General features: G+C 55.6%; 12 protein-coding genes and 1 other annotated feature. Of the genes, 6 read left to right on the forward strand and 6 right to left on the reverse strand.

Annotation, left to right across the window (positions count from 1 at the left end; translation table 11 throughout):
* The first annotated feature begins 216 nt into the window (after window positions 1-216).
* From cydD to KRAC_RS45780, 3 genes are all read left to right on the forward strand, one after another.
* A complete protein-coding gene (cydD, locus tag KRAC_RS45770) occupies window positions 217-1,968 on the forward strand; it encodes a thiol reductant ABC exporter subunit CydD (protein WP_007919052.1) in 1,752 nt (583 codons plus the stop codon).
* A complete protein-coding gene (gene cydC, locus KRAC_RS45775; protein ID WP_007919054.1) occupies window positions 1,965-3,734 on the forward strand; it encodes a thiol reductant ABC exporter subunit CydC in 1,770 nt (589 codons plus the stop codon). The genes cydD and cydC overlap by 4 nt, the downstream gene beginning before the upstream one ends.
* A gap of 271 nt (window positions 3,735-4,005) precedes the next feature.
* Complete coding sequence (locus tag KRAC_RS45780) at window positions 4,006-5,736, forward strand: peptide ABC transporter substrate-binding protein (RefSeq protein ID WP_007919056.1); 1,731 nt, start codon at window positions 4,006-4,008, stop codon at window positions 5,734-5,736.
* 593 nt (window positions 5,737-6,329) lie between these two features.
* On the opposite strand, the gene leuS is transcribed toward KRAC_RS45780, so the two are convergent.
* The 6 genes from leuS to KRAC_RS45810 all read right to left on the reverse strand — a co-directional run bounded on the left by leuS (window position 6,330) and on the right by KRAC_RS45810 (window position 14,090).
* Entirely contained in the window at window positions 6,330-8,831 is a 2,502-nt protein-coding gene (gene leuS / locus KRAC_RS45785) for a leucine--tRNA ligase (RefSeq protein WP_007919058.1), read from the reverse strand.
* An 81-nt stretch (window positions 8,832-8,912) separates the two neighbouring features.
* Window positions 8,913-9,179: a binding site (T-box leader), on the reverse strand.
* 168 nt (window positions 9,180-9,347) lie between these two features.
* Window positions 9,348-10,292, reverse strand: coding sequence for an LLM class F420-dependent oxidoreductase (locus KRAC_RS45790; RefSeq protein ID WP_007919063.1), 945 nt, complete (start codon window positions 10,290-10,292; stop codon window positions 9,348-9,350).
* 109 nt (window positions 10,293-10,401) lie between these two features.
* On the reverse strand, window positions 10,402-11,073 hold the full coding sequence (locus KRAC_RS45795; protein ID WP_007919064.1) for a DedA family protein: 672 nt from the start codon (window positions 11,071-11,073) through the stop codon (window positions 10,402-10,404).
* A 141-nt stretch (window positions 11,074-11,214) separates the two neighbouring features.
* Window positions 11,215-12,102: a hypothetical protein gene (locus KRAC_RS74100; RefSeq protein ID WP_007919065.1), complete on the reverse strand. Its 888-nt coding sequence runs from the start codon at window positions 12,100-12,102 to the stop codon at window positions 11,215-11,217.
* 334 nt (window positions 12,103-12,436) lie between these two features.
* Window positions 12,437-12,631, reverse strand: a complete 195-nt coding sequence (locus KRAC_RS45805; RefSeq protein ID WP_007919068.1) for a hypothetical protein — start codon at window positions 12,629-12,631, stop codon at window positions 12,437-12,439.
* A gap of 118 nt (window positions 12,632-12,749) precedes the next feature.
* A complete protein-coding gene (locus tag KRAC_RS45810) occupies window positions 12,750-14,090 on the reverse strand; it encodes a cation:proton antiporter (protein ID WP_007919070.1) in 1,341 nt (446 codons plus the stop codon).
* A gap of 348 nt (window positions 14,091-14,438) precedes the next feature.
* On the opposite strand from KRAC_RS45810, the gene KRAC_RS72800 reads away from it, so the two are divergent.
* The 3 genes from KRAC_RS72800 (at window position 14,439) to KRAC_RS45820 (ending at window position 17,412) form a co-directional block, all read left to right on the forward strand.
* Window positions 14,439-14,588: a hypothetical protein gene (locus KRAC_RS72800; RefSeq protein ID WP_007919072.1), complete on the forward strand. Its 150-nt coding sequence runs from the start codon at window positions 14,439-14,441 to the stop codon at window positions 14,586-14,588.
* Window positions 14,589-14,619: 31 nt separating this feature from the next.
* The gene (locus tag KRAC_RS45815) at window positions 14,620-14,997 is read left to right on the forward strand and encodes a hypothetical protein (protein ID WP_007919074.1); all 378 of its coding nucleotides are present in this window, start codon (window positions 14,620-14,622) and stop codon (window positions 14,995-14,997) included.
* A gap of 165 nt (window positions 14,998-15,162) precedes the next feature.
* Window positions 15,163-17,412 (forward strand): FUSC family protein, encoded by a 2,250-nt coding sequence (locus KRAC_RS45820; protein WP_007919076.1) that lies wholly within the window; start codon window positions 15,163-15,165, stop codon window positions 17,410-17,412.
* Window positions 17,413-17,499 lie beyond the last annotated feature (87 nt).

Below are 17,499 nucleotides of genomic sequence, written 5' to 3' on the forward strand. Positions count from 1 at the left end.
ATCACGTTTGAGCATCTATAAAGATTGCATGCGATGTCGCATGCCTTACGCATGAAGCGCATTTCTTCCTTACACACTGCTGTGACACGGGAAGGGACCGGCGAGTCCCTTCCCTTATTTTTTCCTGTTGCTGTAACTCATTCGCCCCTTTGATGTATATCATAATATAAGTAGGCTTTTTTTCAGATTTGATACTACAAACCCGGGGTAGGGATTATGAAAATATATAGACGTCTCTTTCGCTATACGCCGCAGGTACAGCTCTATCTGGCCTGTACAATTGGTATCGCCCTCCTGACCGGGCTGCTCATCGTGGCGCAATCCTATGGCATTACGCAGGTCATTCAACATATCTTTCTCGATAAGCAGACCCTCGCGCAGGTAACCAGCCTCTTGCTCGTCCTGGCCGCAGTGATGCTTGGGCGCGCGCTTTTGCCCTGGTTCGGCGAATTCATCGCAGGGTATACGGCCAGTAAGGCTAAGACTTCTATCCGCGAGCGAGTGATGAAGCGCCTCTTCGCGCTTGGGCCCGCCTACACCTCGGGTGAGCGCAGCGGCGAGATGGCTAACACGCTGACTGAGGGCATTGAGGCCCTGGACGCCTTCTTTAGCCAGCTACTGCCCCAGATGATCATTACCATGCTGGTGCCAGTCATCATTCTGATCACGGTCTTTGCCTGCGACTTTCTTTCGGGCATTGTTCTCCTGGTCACGCTCCCCGTCCTGCCCATCTTTATGATTTTGATTGGCAAAGCCGCAGACGCCATGACAAAGAAGCAGTGGCGCCTCATGAACCAGATGAGCGCGCATTTCCTGGATGTCTTGCAGGGCCTGACTACGCTAAAACTTTTTGATCGCAGTCGCGCCCAGAGCGAGATCATCGAGCGTATCAGCGAGCGCTACCGCGTGATGACAATGAAGGTATTGCGTATCGCCTTCCTCTCGGCCTTTGTGATGGAACTGGGCGCGACGATTAGCGTAGCCCTGGTGGCGGTCGAGATCGGTCTGCGCCTCCTGTACGGTCTGATGCCCTTTGATAAGGCCTTCCTGATCCTGTTGCTGGCCCCCGAGTACTTCCAGCCCTTGCGCACGATTGGCACACGCTTCCACGCCAGCATGAATAGCACGGCGGCGGCTGAGCGCATCTTCGATATCCTTGATACGCCCCTGCCGGAGCAGAAGCCAGCCACTACTGAGCCATTGCCCTCACCCGAGACTTTGCGCTTCGAGGATGTCAGCTTCTCCTATCGCCAGGAGGGCGAGGAGCCACGCCGCGCGCTCGTGGACGTCTCCTTCACAGCCAGGCGCGGCCAGAAGATCGCCATTGTGGGACCCAGTGGCGCGGGCAAGAGCACACTGGCCTCGCTCCTCTTGCGCTTTATGGAGCTAGAGAGCGGTCAGATTCTTGTCAATGAGACGCCGCTGGAGCGCTTCTCAGTCCAGCAATGGCGACGGCAGGTAGCCTGGATTCCCCAGCGTCCCTACCTCTTCGACGCCAGCATCGCCGAAAACATCCGCTTTGGCCGCCAGGATGCCAGCATGGAAGAGGTGATCCAGGCCGCGAAACAGGCCGGTATCCATGATTTCATTCAGGGTCTGCCCCAGGGCTATGAGACGCCCATTGGTGAGCGTGGCGCGCGCCTGAGCGGCGGGCAGATACAGCGCCTGAGCCTGGCACGCGCCTTCCTCAAGCAAGCCCCCATTCTGCTGCTCGACGAGGCCACTGCCAACCTGGATAGCCAGCATGAAGAGCGCATCCTCGACGAGCTGAGTGCGCTGACCCAAGATCATATCCTCTTTATTATCGCGCACCGCCTGAATACCGTGCGCCAGGCCAACCGCATCCTCGTCCTGGATGAGGGTCGCCTCGTGGAAGAGGGCACACACCATGAACTTGTAGAGCAGAATGGCCTCTACAGAGAGTTACTGGCCGCCTATAGGCGCGACGAGAAGGAGGTAGAGGCATGAACGAGAGCACGACAGCGACCTTTCTGCGCCTGCTTAAACTGGCGAAACCCCTCAGAGGCTTGATGGCCCTGGCGGTCCTGCTTGGCTTTTTGACCATTGGCTGTGGTATCGCGCTACTGGCGACCTCAGCCTATCTCATCTCTGCGGCGGCGCTGCATCCCGCGGTCTCTGCCCTGAGCATCGCCATCGTGGGCGTGCGCGCCTTCGGCATTGGGCGCGGCGTCTTCCGCTATCTCGACCGCCTGGTCTCGCACGAGGTGGTCTTCCGCCTGCTCTCACGGATTCGCGTCTGGCTCTATAACGCCATCGAACCCCTGGCGCCGGCACGCCTGCTTAGCTTCGCACGCGGAGATGGCACGGGTCTAAGCAGCGGCGACCTGTTGAGCCGCATCATCTCTGACGTAGACGCTCTCCAGAACGTCTATATTCGCGTGATCTCGCCTCCTATGGTGGCCCTGGTGGTCGCCATCAGCGTCTGGCTCTTCCTGGGCGCGTTCGATCCCCTGATCGGCGTCGTCTTTATCGTGACTTTCCTGCTGGCGACCGTTGGCGTCCCCCTGCTCACACATGTCCTGAGTCACACAATTGGCGAGCGCCTGGTCACGCTCAACGCGCAACTCAAGACCGAGGTGGTCAATAATATCCAGGGCATGCCCGATATCGTCGCCTTCGGCCAGGAGGAGCACCAGGCCAGGCGCCTGAGCTCTTTGAGCACAACCCTGCAACGCCTGCAACGCCAGATGGCCAATATTACCGGCATCCAGAGTGCCCTGACCAACCTCTTTACCAATCTCGCGACCTGGCTGACGCTCCTGCTGGCAATTCCCCTGGTGACCTCGGGTCGCCTCCCTGGCGTCCTGCTGGCAATGCTGGTCCTGACGGTCCTCTCCAGCTTTGAGGCCGCGCAGCCTCTTCCCGCCGCCTTCCAGCAACTGGGCAGCACCACGCAGGCTGCGCGCAGACTCTTTGAGATCATCGATACCCGCAGCGAGGTAGAGGACCCCAAAGAGGTCCCCCCCCTGCCCCAGCGCTATGACATCGAGTTTCGCGACCTGGCCTTCCGCTATACTCCTGATCAGCCACCTGTCTTACACGACCTCAGCTTCCGCGTTCCCGAGAACTCTTGTGTGGCCATCGTGGGCTCCAGCGGCGCAGGCAAGTCGACCATCGCGCGCCTGCTCCTGCGCTTCTGGGAGCATCGCCAGGGCCAGATTCTGTTGGGCGGTCAGGAGCTACAAGGGTATCGCCAGGAGGATATCCATCTCCTGATGAGCGTCGTGGCCCAGGATACCCACCTCTTCAATACCAGCATCTACGAGAATCTGCGTATCGCCAACCACGATGCCGAGCGCGAGGCCATCATCACGGCGGCCAAACAGGCCCAGATTCACGACTTTATCGAGTCTCTGCCCCAGGGCTATGATACCCAGGTTGGGGAACAGGGCCTGTTCCTGAGTGGCGGCGAGCGCCAGCGCATCGCCATCGCCCGCGCCCTGCTCAAAGACGCGCCCATCCTCATTCTCGATGAGCCAACCACCAACCTGGATAGCCTGACCGAACGCGAGATCCTGCGCACCCTGCGCACCCTTATCCAGGGGCACACCACCATTCTCATCACCCACCGCCTCGTTGACCTCGACATGGCCAATGAGATCCTGGTCCTGCGCGATGGCGAGATCGCCGAACGCGGCAGCGAGCGCCAACTCATGCAGAACGAAGGCCTCTACTGGCAAATGTGGAACCTGCAACACAAAGTGCTTGTATAAATAAAAAATAGAAATAATATGCCGTTGTGCACGTATACGTGCACAACGGCATATTTTTATTTTTTATTTATACTAAAAACGTATCTATATAAGATCTATCGCTCCCTATATCTCCGCTTGACAGCTTCTCCACTTCGTGAGATACTGCTACCAGATTGGTATAGATGACTTAACATATCAACTTTCTAAAAAATAGACGCCGGTTTCGGGAATAAATAGACAGGCGTCAATACTTATAGAAGACAAGCAACCTAATCTGTGGAGGAAAAGCGTGTATAAGCAAGGCAAACGATTTGCCACTTCTGTGATGCTCGTCGTGATGGCGACCCTGGCGGTCCTGCTCGCGGCCTGTGGTAGCAATCCGGGTTCGACGACAGGCTCATCGAAAGCCCCCGACGATAAACAGGTATTTGTCTATCCTGTGGCCGGGACACCCGATCTTAGCGATATGGACCCCGCCTTTGCCAGTGGCCCTATTGGACCTACTCTGATATATACCGGTCTCGTCCAGTTAAACGAAAAGCAGCAGCTCATTGACCAGCTTGCTCAGTCGCACAGCGTTTCGGCTGATGGGTTGACCTGGACCTTTAAGCTACGTCCCAATCTCAAGTTCAGCGATGGCTCTCCCCTGACCTCGCAGGATATCGTGTATAGCATCAATCGCGCGCTTGAGCCAGCGCTCAAGTCGCCCTATGCCATGGTCTATCTGGGCCTGATTAAGGATGCCGACAAGCTCCAGACGGGCGCGGTCAAGACCCTGGTCGATGATAGCCTGCTGGCTCCCACGCCAGATACAGTCAAGATCATCACCAAGCAGAAGGCCGCCTACTTCTTGCAGACGATGACCTATGTCACCTCGTATCCCGTGAACAAGAAGCTCGTCGACAAGTACGGCAAGAACTTCGTCGATCACCTGGGTGAGGGCGCCGGGGCCGGTCCCTTCATCATGAGCAAGTACGATCAGGGCCGCCAGATGACCTTTACGCCCAACCCTTACTACTATGGCCCTAAGCCAGCGTTGAAGAAGGTCATCATGGCCTACTATAAGGACTCGGAGACGATCTACAAGGTCTATGAGACCAACCAGGTCAGCTACGCCAAGATCGCGACCGCCAAGCTCGCCTCGGCGCGTAACCTGCCAAACAACCAGTTCCACCTGGTACCGATCCTGGGCGTGCAGTACTACGCCATGAACTACCTGGCCAAACCCTTTAACAACATTAAGATTCGCCAGGCCTTCGATCTAGCCATCAACAAAGACCAGATCGCGGACAAAGTGCTACGCGGCAGTGCCATCCCAACGAACAACATCGTTCCACCTGGTATGCCGGGTCATAATCCAGACCTTACGGGTCCAGCTGGCGTCACCAGCACAAAGGGCGACCAGGCCAAAGCCAAACAGCTCTTTGCTGAAGGTCTCAAGGAAGAGGGTCTGACACTCTCCAGCCTGCCACCCATCACCCTGACCATCTATGCGACCTCGCAGGACGACACCAACCAGGCCGTCGCCGTCCAGCAGATGTGGCAGGAAGTGCTCGGCGTCCAGGTGAAGATTGATACTGTCGATGTCAACAAACTCTTCTCAGAGCTTGACTCGACGACCAATAATCCCAATGGTTTGCAGATGTGGAGCTCCTATTGGAAGGCCGACTATCCTGATCCGCAGAACTGGCTCACGACGCTCTTCGCGCCCGAGTCCTCCTTCGACAACTATAACTATGGCAACAATCACGCCAAAGATATAGCCGATCAGAAGAAGGCCCTCGACCTGATGCGCCAGGCGGATGGTGAGATGGATATCACGACGCGCCTCAAGCTCTACAACCAGGCTGAGCAGCAGGTGGTCAATGATGCGGGCTGGATTCCTCTCTACCAGATGGAGACCGGCAAGGCGCTCAAACCTTGCGTCAAGGGCTACGACATCAACGCGCCCTTCATGCCCGCGCCCGATAGCTGGAGCAACATCTACATCTCCAACGACAAACCTTGCACCAACGTGTAGGAGCAGACAAAAACTATTCGCTCACTACTCACTCGGAAGGGAGAATTTGGCAACAGCCTCTCCCTTCTTTTTTTGTTCCGCTCTAATACCGTGTACCCGCAGCAGACGGTAGCTGGTAAGCTACCAGGTTACCACCTGTGTCTACTATCGCCAGGGCAACTCTCTCATCTCCCCGTTGGGCTGCATTCTTTGCTGTGTGGATAACATCTTCAGCTTATTGAAAAGTAATATTCATATAAAATTCCCCTTTAACTAACACGCGTAGACCTGGGGTACTAAAGCTGGAAGATAGGCGCGCAATTGGGCTAATTGGCGAGACTCCTGCTCCGCCATACACGGATATTTCTGCAACTTAATCACGGCACGATACGGAGGACGTTGAAAAGTCACACCATATGTCTTTCCATAAACCCCTCCCCGAGAGGTGTGATCGATTGCATATCTGTCTTCCATGTCCTCTGAAGGATATCTTGCAAGGACGAGTAAACCTTTGTATCAGAAAATCGCATATCAGTTCCTTCATGTCTGCATTGCCCAGTAGCCACGTACGCCGGTAGCGGGCAGGCCTGCTACTGGCGTACGTGGCTACATTCTTAGCCAATCACGATATTTACCAGGCGGCCTGGCACGTATACGACGCGCTTAACGCTTCGCCCTTCAATAAAATGCTGCACGCGCTCGCTGGCATGGGCCTGGCGCTGGATCTCTTCGGCGCTGGCGCTGGCAGAGACCTCGATTGTGTCGCGCAGGCGACCATTGACCTGCACGGCAATAGTCACACGCTGGGCCTGTGTGGCCTCGGGATCGTACTCGGGCCAGGAGGCGCGATGAACTGAGCCACTTTTCCCCATCTGCTCCCACAGCTCTTCTGCCATATAGGGAGCGTAGGGGGCCAGCAATACCAGCAGCGTCTCCACCTCAGCCTTTGATGCAGCACGCCGCTCAATGATACCGTTAACATACTCCATAATGGCCGCGATGGCGGTATTGTACTTGAGGCTGGCCGTGTCCTCGCTGACGCGCTTGATTGTTATGTGCATGGCACGTATGGCCTCTAGCGACGAAGGAGCTTGTGGAGCGTGCTGGGCATACCGCCCGACCAGGCGCCAGGCGCGCTCCAGGAAGCGCACCACGCCGCTGATCCCCCGGTCACTGAAGTCGCCACCACCCTCATAGGGTCCCATGAACAGTAGGTAGACGCGGAAGACATCTGCGCCAAAGCGCTCGATATAATCGTCGGGGTTGATGATGTTTCCCCTGGATTTGGAGATCTTCGCGCCATCCCTGGTAATCATGCCATTGGCGCGGAAGCGCTTGAACGGCTCATTGATCTCCAGCAGGCTCAGGTCGTGCAGGGCCTTGGTAATAAAGCGTGCATACATCAGGTGCAGCACACTATGCTCCGCGCCCCCGATGTACATATCCACTGGCAGCCACTTGCGCGCCAGGACCGGGTCCCAGGCCTGCGTAGCATCGTCGCTTGAGATGTAGCGCATAAAGTACCAGGAGGAGTCCAGGAAGTTATCATTGACGTCCGTCTCGCGCCGCGCTGGCTGACCACAAATTGGACAGGTCGTGTTGATAAACTCCTCAATGGCAGCCAGAGGCGAGGCACCAGTCCCCGTGGGACGCCAGTTCTCAACATCTGGCAGCACAACTGGCAGTTGATCCTCCGGCACCGGGACGGCGCCGTGCTCGGGACAGTAAATGATAGGAATGGGCGGCCCCCAGTAGCGCTGGCGACTGATCAGCCAGTCGCGCAGGCGATAGGAGACGCTGCGCTCGCCCAGACCACGCTCCGCGAACCAGGCGATTATGGCCTCTCTTGCCTCGGCGCTCGTCATGCCTGTAAACTCGCCCGATTCATACAGGATGCCATCCTCTTCATTGGCCTCTTGCTCATTCTGTCCAGCGATGTCATCAACGGGCCGCACGACGAAGCGCACAGGCAGCCCCACAGAGCGTGCGAAGAGCATGTCTGTCTGGTCATGTGCAGGCACACCCATAATTGCGCCCGTGCCATGCCCCTCCAGGACATAGTCCGCGATCCAGATGGGCAGGCGCTCGCCGGTCAGGGGATGCCGGGCATAGGCTCCAGTAAAGACGCCGCTTGCGCCACGTTCGGCATCGACCGCTAACTTGCTCATGCGCTCCTGAAAGGCCTGAACCACTGCGCGCCGCTCCTGGACTGTGATCGCTTCTATTGCTGGATGGCGGGCGGAGAGCGCGACAAAGGTGACGCCAAAGATGGTGTCAGGCCGCGTCGTATAAGCCTGGATAGCTATATCCTGTCCAGGTTGTGCCTCTCCTGATGTCTCATGCTCGCTAACAACTTGCAAGGTAAATTTCAGGCCTTCGGAGCGGCCAATCCAGTTGCGTTGCAGGTTTTTGACGCGCTCGGACCAGTCCAGGCCTTCCAGGTCGTCCAGCAGCCTCTGCGCGTACTTCGTTGTCTTCAGAAACCACTGTTCCAGCCAGCGGCGCTCCACAACAGAGTCACAGCGCTCACAGTGCCCATTGATGACCTGCTCATCCGCCAGGACCGTCTTATCTTTGGGGCACCAGTTGACGCTGGCGGACTTGCGCTCGGCCAGCCCGGCTTTGAAGAGTTGCAGGAAGATCCATTGCGTCCAGCGATAATACTCTGGCGCGGTCGTATCCACCTCGTGTGACCAGTCGAAGCGGTTACCGATGCGCTTTAACTGCTGTTCGCGAAAGTGCTCAATATTATGCTTCGTCAGGATGCGCGGATGCACGCCCTGCTTGATCGCGAAGTTCTCGCTATGAATGCCAAAGGCATCAAAGCCGATAGGCTCAAAGACATCATAGCCCTGCATAGCCTTGTAGCGCCCCTGGATATCCGTCCCGACATAGGAATACATATTCCCCACATGCAGGCCCTCGGCCGACGGATACGGGAACATCATCAAATTGTAATAAGGTTTTTTGGCCCGCTGTAAATCTACCTGGTACAGCCTCTGCTCCTCCCAGCGCGTGCGCCACTTCGCCTCGAAGCTGGCGAAATCATAGCCGGGTGGCCGCACCAGGTGCAGCGCTTCACCTGCACCTGGCTGCGGGACATGTGTCTGTGACATAAACTCCTCCTGCTGACGGGTCATATAGCTAACGAACAGCGAGACTCGACGCGGAGGGCAAGAAAAAAGCACCCTCCGCCCACGCAGGGCGAAAAGTGCGCTCAGGGCCACTTTCGCGGTACCACCATGCTTCACCGTCGCCTCGCGACGACGGCCTTTAAGGGTATAGATGTACCCGGCCCGCTAACGGGGGCAACCGGCAGCAACTACTCACCCCTCTGTCCAGGAGAAGCTTTCACCACTACGACTCACAAGGGAGCTTCAGACGACACCTTGATGCTGGCTCGCAGCGACCGCCAGCTCTCTGTAATCGCGATGTCTCTTACTTTCCTCGTTCTTCGTCTTGTTCCTTATATCATCTATTATACGGAGCGTACCCGACAATTTGCGCTTTGTCAAGTGGGCTTTCGCGCCTGCGGCGCTCAAGGGGTAAAGTGTATGCGGGGAGAAAACGGGCTTTGCCCGTTTTCTCCCCGCATACACTTTACCCAGAAGCAAGCTTGCAAGCCACCAGAGCTAGCGCATGCAGGTTTCAGCGAAGAGATGTAGAGGCTCGATCTTTGTGGCATCGGAGAAGCGGATAATGAGCTCCTGGATGCCTGCCGCCTCGTACTCGGCGATGCGCTCGCGGATCATATCGGGCATGCCGATGAGCGCACGCTTGCGGACCTCGTCGATATTGGCGCGCATATTCGCAGGCAGTTTCGCCACGGCCTCTTCGTCGGTGTGCGCGATAGCACAGTCATCAACAATCGCCGTGCGCTTGATGCTGTTATAATCGCGGCCCAGGGCGTCACAGTGTCCTTTGAGTACCTCAAGCTTATGCCTGATATTCTCAATTGTGCCACCCACATTACAGGCATCGGCATACTGCGCGACCAGTTTGAGGGTAACTTTCTCGCCGCCACCACCGACGAGGATGGGAATGTGCGGCTTCTGGACGCCCTTGGGTTGGTTGATCGCGCCGCGCACCTGGTAATATTTGCCCTCGAAATGGGCCTCTTCCTGGCTCCACATGGCATGGATAATCTGAAGCGCCTCGCGTAGCATACGCAGGCGATCAGGGGCCGAGGGATAGGGATAGCCATAGGCGTTATACTCGTGCTCGTACCAGCCCGCGCCAATACCCAGCACGAGACGACCGTGACTCATCACATCCACCGTACTGGCCATCTTGGCCAGCAAGGCGGGATTGCGATAGCTATTACAGGTCACAATCTGCCCGAGGCGCACACGCTTGGTATCGCGGGCCAGGGCCGCCATGCTGGTCCAGCATTCAAATGTAACTTCTTGTGTCGGCGTGGGAACGGTATGAAAATGATCGTACAGCCAGACCGAATCAAAATTCAGCTTCTCGGCCTCCTGCGCCACGCGTGTCATCGCCTCATATGCCTCAACAGGATCAGCGATATCCACAAGATCCATCTTCCAGCCCTGGGGAACAATTACACCAAACTCCATAGTATTTTCTCAACTCTCCTTTTGTTGCGCCATAAGCACCCCACTTGAAACATTGTAGAGGTCGCTTATAGTTGCTCCCCCATTATACAAGAGAAAGGCTAGGATGCGATCAAGCCTGCATTCTGGCCTGTAACCGCGCGAGGCGGCGCTGATGACGCTGTTGGCGCTTGCGACGTCTCCACATATACCAGACACCGAAGAGCACCAGGGCCAGGGCGATAATTACCAGCCCCATGCGTTGGAAGATGGCCTCAAGCGTATCGATCTCGACCGCGATAAAGTAGCCTACCAGGCTGTAAATGGTGTTCCAGAGCAGGGCGGCGATGACTTCGAAGAAGAGGAAGCGTGTATAGCGCATGCGCGTCAGGCCAGCGCTGATCGCGACAAATGAGCGCAAATGGCCCGCGACATGTGAGAGAATGATCGCCTTGCCCCCGTGTTTGTGGAGCATGAGGCGCGCGAGGCGCATACGTGCGCCAAAACGCATTCGTATGCCCAGGCGCGTGGCACTAAAACGTTGTAACGGACCCCCAAGCGCGAAGCGTCCCAGGAGATAGTCTATATGATAACCGGCGACCGTTCCCAGGGTCGCGAAGAGAATCACCAGGCCCAGATTGAGTGTACCCAGGCGGGCGTAAAACGCGCCCAGCAGGGCCAGCGAGTTGCCCGGCATGACCAGGCCTAGCAGGGCTGTGTTTTCAGAGAGCGTGCTGAGAAAGACGATCAAGTAACCGTACTGATCGTAAAACAACTTGAGCCATTCAATGAAGGTCTGGAGCATACGTTCTCTTTACTCAATCTTTCTTTATCAAGTGTTCTCAGCGTCTACGACGCTTCGGGGGTAAGAGATGTGGCGGAGAAAGGCCTGCGGCCTTTCTCCGCCACATCAAAACTACTTCTGGTAAGTTGGCAAAGCTGTAACCTAGAAGTCGCCGCCTCCTGAGTCTCCTCCTCCAAAGTCTCCTCCGCCTCCTGAGTCTCCGCCTCCAAAGTCTCCGCCTCCAAAGTCTCCTCCGCCTCCAAAGTCTCCTCCGCCTCCAAAGTCTCCTCCCGTGGGTCCCATATCACGGCCCTGATCCTCGCCAAACATATGCCCCAGACCATAGCCCATCAGGGCGCCCAGGCCACCTACCACCCAGGGATTCATGCCACTGCGCTGCTGGGAAGGATAGGGGCCATAGAATGGCTGCTGATACTGTGGCGGAAGCTGTTGCCCATATCCACCAGGTTGCTGCGGGTACTGCATTGGCGGCACCTGCTGATTATAGCCCGGCTGCTGATATTGCTGCATTGGCGGCTGCTGCGCGCCATAGTCTGGCCACTGAGGGGGATAGGGACCTTGATTAGAAGGTTGGCGCGGCTCCTGGCGCCGAGGCGGCGGAGCATCTGCATCTATATGCCGCTCTGGCGATCTTGTCGCATCATTTGCGCCAGGGCGATAGTAGCTGGAATCATAGTTTCCGCGTGGCTCTGGCTGCGAACGAGCCTTGTAGATATCTCCTTCCTCGTCGGCGCGAGGCGTCGTTCCCGGCTCTGGTCGCGCTGTGTAGCCCGAGGCATAGCCCTGGTCGTAGGTATCGGCCTCCTTGGGTGGAGGCGCGGCCTGTTCCTGGCCCGGTTGATAGTATCCAGTGTCGCTGTAGGGATCGCTATACGGAGCTGCCTGCGGCGGCATCTGCTGTTGTTGCATCTGTGACATATCAGGATAGCCATCGGGCGTACGCTGAGACCAACGCTGCTGGGAAAGCGCACGCGCGAAGAACACAACCATCATGATCACAAAAAACAGGAGCAACAAAGCGGTAAACATAACGAGCTCCTCTAGGAGAGACCAGCCTGGCATGTCTGCCATCCTGGCTGGTCAAGGAATCTCAGATCTTAGCATTACCAGGCAAACTGCAAAAGTTTCTCTATAGACCATCTTACAAATTTATGGCAGATAAGCAAGCACAGCTTGTATTAGGAATAGACACTCTCTCACCTTTCTTCATTATGCGCTGTATTATAAACAATCAAGCTAAGAGCGCGCTGAGGAAGAGCTGAACTGATGCTGAAAAAAGCTACTAAAATGGTATCGAAGAGTGGGGCGAAACACCATGCGCCGCGTCAGCGGCGCATGGTGTTTCGCCCCACTCTTTAACAATCTATTGCTTTGGCTTCTGATCGCGTTTCACGCGCTGGATGGCCTCGCGCATCTCCTTTTCGGCCTGCTCGCGGCTGATAGGCTCCTCATCCTCTAATTCCTCGGAGGCCTTTTTTTGTGCGGCGCGCTTGCGAGTTGTCTCATCGACAGGCTCTTCTGGCTTATATGGCTTAATTTGCTCTTTATCCTGAGACATATCTTTCCTTTTCATTTTTGACGTGACACAAGAGCCAGTGGCTTCACTGGCTCTACCAGTGTGATTAATACAGGTGACACGAATCCCTTATATTGATGGTAACTCAACCTAAACAGGCCTACTCAACCTGTTCCTGTATCGCTGGTCCTGCCACTGGCAGCATTTCTTCACGGTCATCGGCCTCGGGCAGATCGGGGAGGAGTTCCCATTGTTTGTTCAAGATCAATCTGAACCAGTAGCCAGCCATCAGCGAAGTGATGATGGCCACCATGACCAGTGTCGCGAAAAAGCTCTCGCTGATAATACCCAGACCATACGCGACCGTCGCCAGTACGATACCGGGCCCTCCCCTCGTGTTCATCGCCGCCCCTACATTCAGGCTTGATAACCAGTTTTCGCCAACGAGCCGGGCTGCCAGGATGGTTCCCAGCATTTTGAAGAAGGTGGCAAAAAGCAAAAACAAGAGGAAAAAGCCCACATCAAAGTGATGCACTAAATCGAGCTTGAAGCCAACAAGTGCGAAGTAGAGAGGCACAAAGACCCCCAATGCCACATCTTTGATAGAGGCCTTGACCTTTTCAAACCGGCCATTTGAGACCATTTCCAGCACAATACCCGCCAGTAATGCCCCAAAGACAACGTTGATATTCAACAAGTTAGCGAGTGCAGCCAGAGAGAGGCACAGCAACAGGGCATATCCCGCCGACGAGGTGTGCGCAAGGCCGGGGAGGTGAAGACGTTGAAGCAAGCGAAGAAGAGGAGGCAACAGAAGCAGGGCGATCAGGAAAAAAGCCGCTATGAACAGCAGCGTGACTGGGATGGCGAGTGGAGAGGATGGTTGGGTGCTCACCAGCGCAGTCGCAATGGCAATGGCTACCCACAAGACAACATCCTCAATGGTGGCAACTGCGATAATGATTTTGGCAAAGCGCGTCTGAGCAATATGCAGGTCCAGGAATATTTTAGAGATCACCGGAATAGAGGTTACGGCTACCGCACATCCGATAATAATTCTCAAAGCAAGGAAATTTCTGTCGGTTCCGATAAGGGCAGTGACCGGATAGAAATCAGGCGCTATCCATCCAGCGGCAAACGACACAACCGTTCCCCCAAGCAGAAGAGCCAGAATCAGTTTCCTATCATCCTTGCGAAAGGATTTCTGTAGTTCGAAGCCAGAAATGAACATGAGCATAACCAGGCCGAGCCAGGAGAAACTGGAGAAGATCTGGTCTTCAGCTGCAAAAGAACCAAAGATGATTGTTGAGAGATGAGGAGCCAGCCATCCGAAAAGCGTGGGTCCTAAGAGGAGCCCCCCAGCAATCTCCCCAATGACTTTCGGCATATGGAGTCGTTGAAAGACATACCCGAAGAGATGAGCGAAAAGAAGGAGCAAACTAATAGCAAGAAAAAACGTGGTGAGATCTGAGTTACTGAGCGCAGCGAGAGCTGAAAGCACCATGGTTCTGCATCCTTTTCTGAGACGCTAGCACGACCGGAAAACTAAATGATACAGCTAACCAACTTCATATCTTCTAATACAAGAATAATATTTTCTATATGAATACGTCAAGGAATCTTAAAGCTCTTTTTAAATATAGTTATTAATATCTACGCATTAATTATATTGAATACATAAAAATATTTATAATATTCTATAATTGCATCTTTTCTTAATAAATGCATAAATTACACAGTAAACTGTCACTGTATGTGTTGGTAATGATGCAGTATTTCTCCCGTTTGGTGCGCCTGTTCGCCTGGATCTATGGTTGTAGGTTGTGGTAGTTGTGCAGAATCAGGAGGAGATATGACCATCGATTTTGCTTTCGTCCGCCCGCATATGGCCCTCACTTCTTTAAGCGATTTGGGGAAGGAGCAGGCCGAACCCGCTCCCTGGCCCATTCCTCACCTGCTACCTCCCGGTCTAACTCTCCTGACAGGCAGCGCGCAGCGGTAAGTCCTCGCTGGCCTATCAATTACTGCTTAATATGGCACTGGGGCCAAGCGCGTTCGCGGGTATGGACGAGATGCGGAGCGCGCCCCAACATGTTCTCTGCCTGGCTCTCGATGCCTCCGCCGAGCGTCTGCGCTCCCTCAGCGTACGTTTCCTGGCGGCCCATTCCGAGCTAGCCTTGCCAGACAACGCCCTGGTGACCAATACCTGGAAACCCGATGACCGGGGCTGGCAGGAACTGAGCGACCTCTTGATATCCTCTCCCCATATGCGGGTCCTGGTCATCGATAACCTGGCGGCGCTTCGCAGGCGCGAAGGGATGAAACGCGAAGAGCAGATGTGCTATAATAGGAAACGACGAAGCAACGAGGAATCAAATGATACACCCATCTCCACAGACGCGAGAACTTAGTGTGCTCGACCCGCTTCCGTCTTTCAATGCTGAAAGGCCCACAGGCTAGCCCCTTTTTTTGACCTGTCTTTAACCTGCCTCTTTATAGGCATAGGCGCTGGTGCCCTCATGTTGTTGGAAATTTCTATAATCTACTCAATAAAGTTATAAGAAGATGACTAGAAGATGACTAATTATCTGCCTTTTTCCTCAATGCAACGGCAGGCCCGGCAGGCATGGAATGCCAGTTTACAGCATATGCGTGCCACCTTCATTTTTGATAAAGCCGCGCTCCAGAACGGCATCCGTATGTCCGTTATCAATATTACACCTATTATTATTGGGGCTATCACTGGTCACCTCTCGCTTGGAATTATGGCCTTTTTGAGCGCGCTCTACGTGGCTCTGGCCGATGTCGGTGGCGCCTATCGCGATCGCGCCCTGGCGATGGGAAGCGCGGCTGTGTTTATGACTATTACGGCCTTTATCGCGACCATTGTTGGCGCTAATCCCTGGCTGGTGACGCTGCTCATGTTTGTCTGGGCCTTTGGCGGCAGCATGCTGGGCGTCTATGGCAACCTGACCAGCAAAGTCAGTTTCTCCGTGATCGGTATCTTTATTCTCCTGATGGGGCAACCCTCAGGCCTGGCGGATGCCTGGCTACGCGTCCTGGTCTTCATTGTTGGCAGTGCATGGTCGCTAGGTGTCTCGCTCTGGCTCTGGCCATTGCGCCCCTTCCAGCCCCCCCGGCAGGCCGTAGGCGACTATTACCTGGCTCTGAGCAACTTACTGCGCAAGGTATGCCATGTACAGATAAACCAGCACTGGAGTATGGTGGTCAAAGCCGAGCGTACACGCCTTTTGGAGGCACGGACTAAGGTACATCAGATCGTTGTCGCCAGGCGCACCCAGCGCGCGGACGCCAACCCCATTCCCCAGCGCTTACTCATGCTCTCGCTACAAGCGGATAAGCTGGTAGAGACCATCATCGCCCTGGCAGAAGAGTTGCGCCTGGTCAGTGAGCAGCACAGCTCCCTGGTAGAGCGCCCGGAGTTTACCCAGACCCTCGAAGCATGCTCGACCCTACTTGATAAGCTAGCACATACTATCATTGATGAACAACAGAAGCTTCAGGACACAAACCCGGAAAAGCTACTGGTCGCCTTAGCAACACAAGAACAGGCGCTACGCGAAGCCCTACCCACACTCCTTAATGACTACCAGGCGCTCATCAATACGCGCAACTTGGCCAACCTGCTCAAACGCATGGCGCGTCTGATCCGCGAGGTTCAGGGGACGCTGACACAGACCGGGCATATCGAACTGCATAGGGATGCAAACACGCCACAGGAGGCTCATCCGCACCTTTGCTCATGGAAGGCAAGCGTGCACGAGAAGTACACACTCTTTAGGGCCAACCTGACGCCACATTCGCTGACTTTCCGCCATGCGCTCCGCCTGGGCACCATCAGCGCGCTCGCGGTCGCTATCGCCAAGTTCCTGCACATCCCCTATGGCTATTGGATTGCCCTGACGATTCTCTTCATTCTCAAGCCCGACTATGGCTCGACACGCGAGCGCGGCTTTCAGCGTATGGGTGGCACGGTGCTTGGCGGGATCCTGGGCATCGCCCTAACTACCATGCACAACCCGGTCCTACTCATGTTGGCCCTGGCCGCCGTGGCCTTCTTCTGCTTTGCGCACCAGAATGGTAATCACGTGCTTTTCATCCAATTCCTCACCATACTTGTCGTCGTCATGATCGACCTGGGCACGCCAAACGACTGGCCGGTGGCCCTTATCCGCATCGGCAACACCCTGCTGGGTGGTGGCATGGGCATCCTGGCTGGCTACCTCTTCTGGCCTCAGTGGGAGCGCGAACGCATACCAGAGCAACTGGGTCGCACCATCGCCGCTAACCGCGCCTATATCGCCAGCGTCCTGGCGGCCTATATCACGCATGGCGAGAAGAAAGGCGAGCGTGAAGCGGTTCGCCAGGCCAGCATGGCCGCTCACCTGGAGAATGTCAACGCCGCCGCTGCCTTACAGCGCATGCTGAGCGAGCCTAAGACCCACCAGGAAGATGTAGAACTCTTCTACACCCTGGTCAGCTACAACCAGCGCGTCTGCGATAGCGCGACCGCCCTGGCGGTACAGATTCCCAGCAAGCAGACTCAGCAACAGGCGGAACAGCTCAAACGCTTTGCCAGCCAGATCGGATGGATCCTGCGTGATGTGGAAACCGCGACCCGCAACGCCAGACCTGCTCTCGTCGATCCAACGCTTAAAGAGAGCCTGCATGATGTGCTTGTCTCCCTCCAACAACTGACCGCAGCCACGCCAGAACAGCCATACCCTCTGGATCAGCGCGCACAGCCCGAGGGGGCCGACGCTGCTAACCCCCATTCGGGGGCAAGCGCACACATCTACATATAATGGTACGGGGACTCTGGGCGGGGGCGCTGCATCGCAGCAATAAACCTACTCTTGACTTTCATTACAGCCCTGTGCTAATATCCGACT

This window comes from Ktedonobacter racemifer DSM 44963, from assembly GCF_000178855.1.
Taxonomy (GTDB): Bacteria; Chloroflexota; Ktedonobacteria; order Ktedonobacterales; family Ktedonobacteraceae; genus Ktedonobacter; species Ktedonobacter racemifer.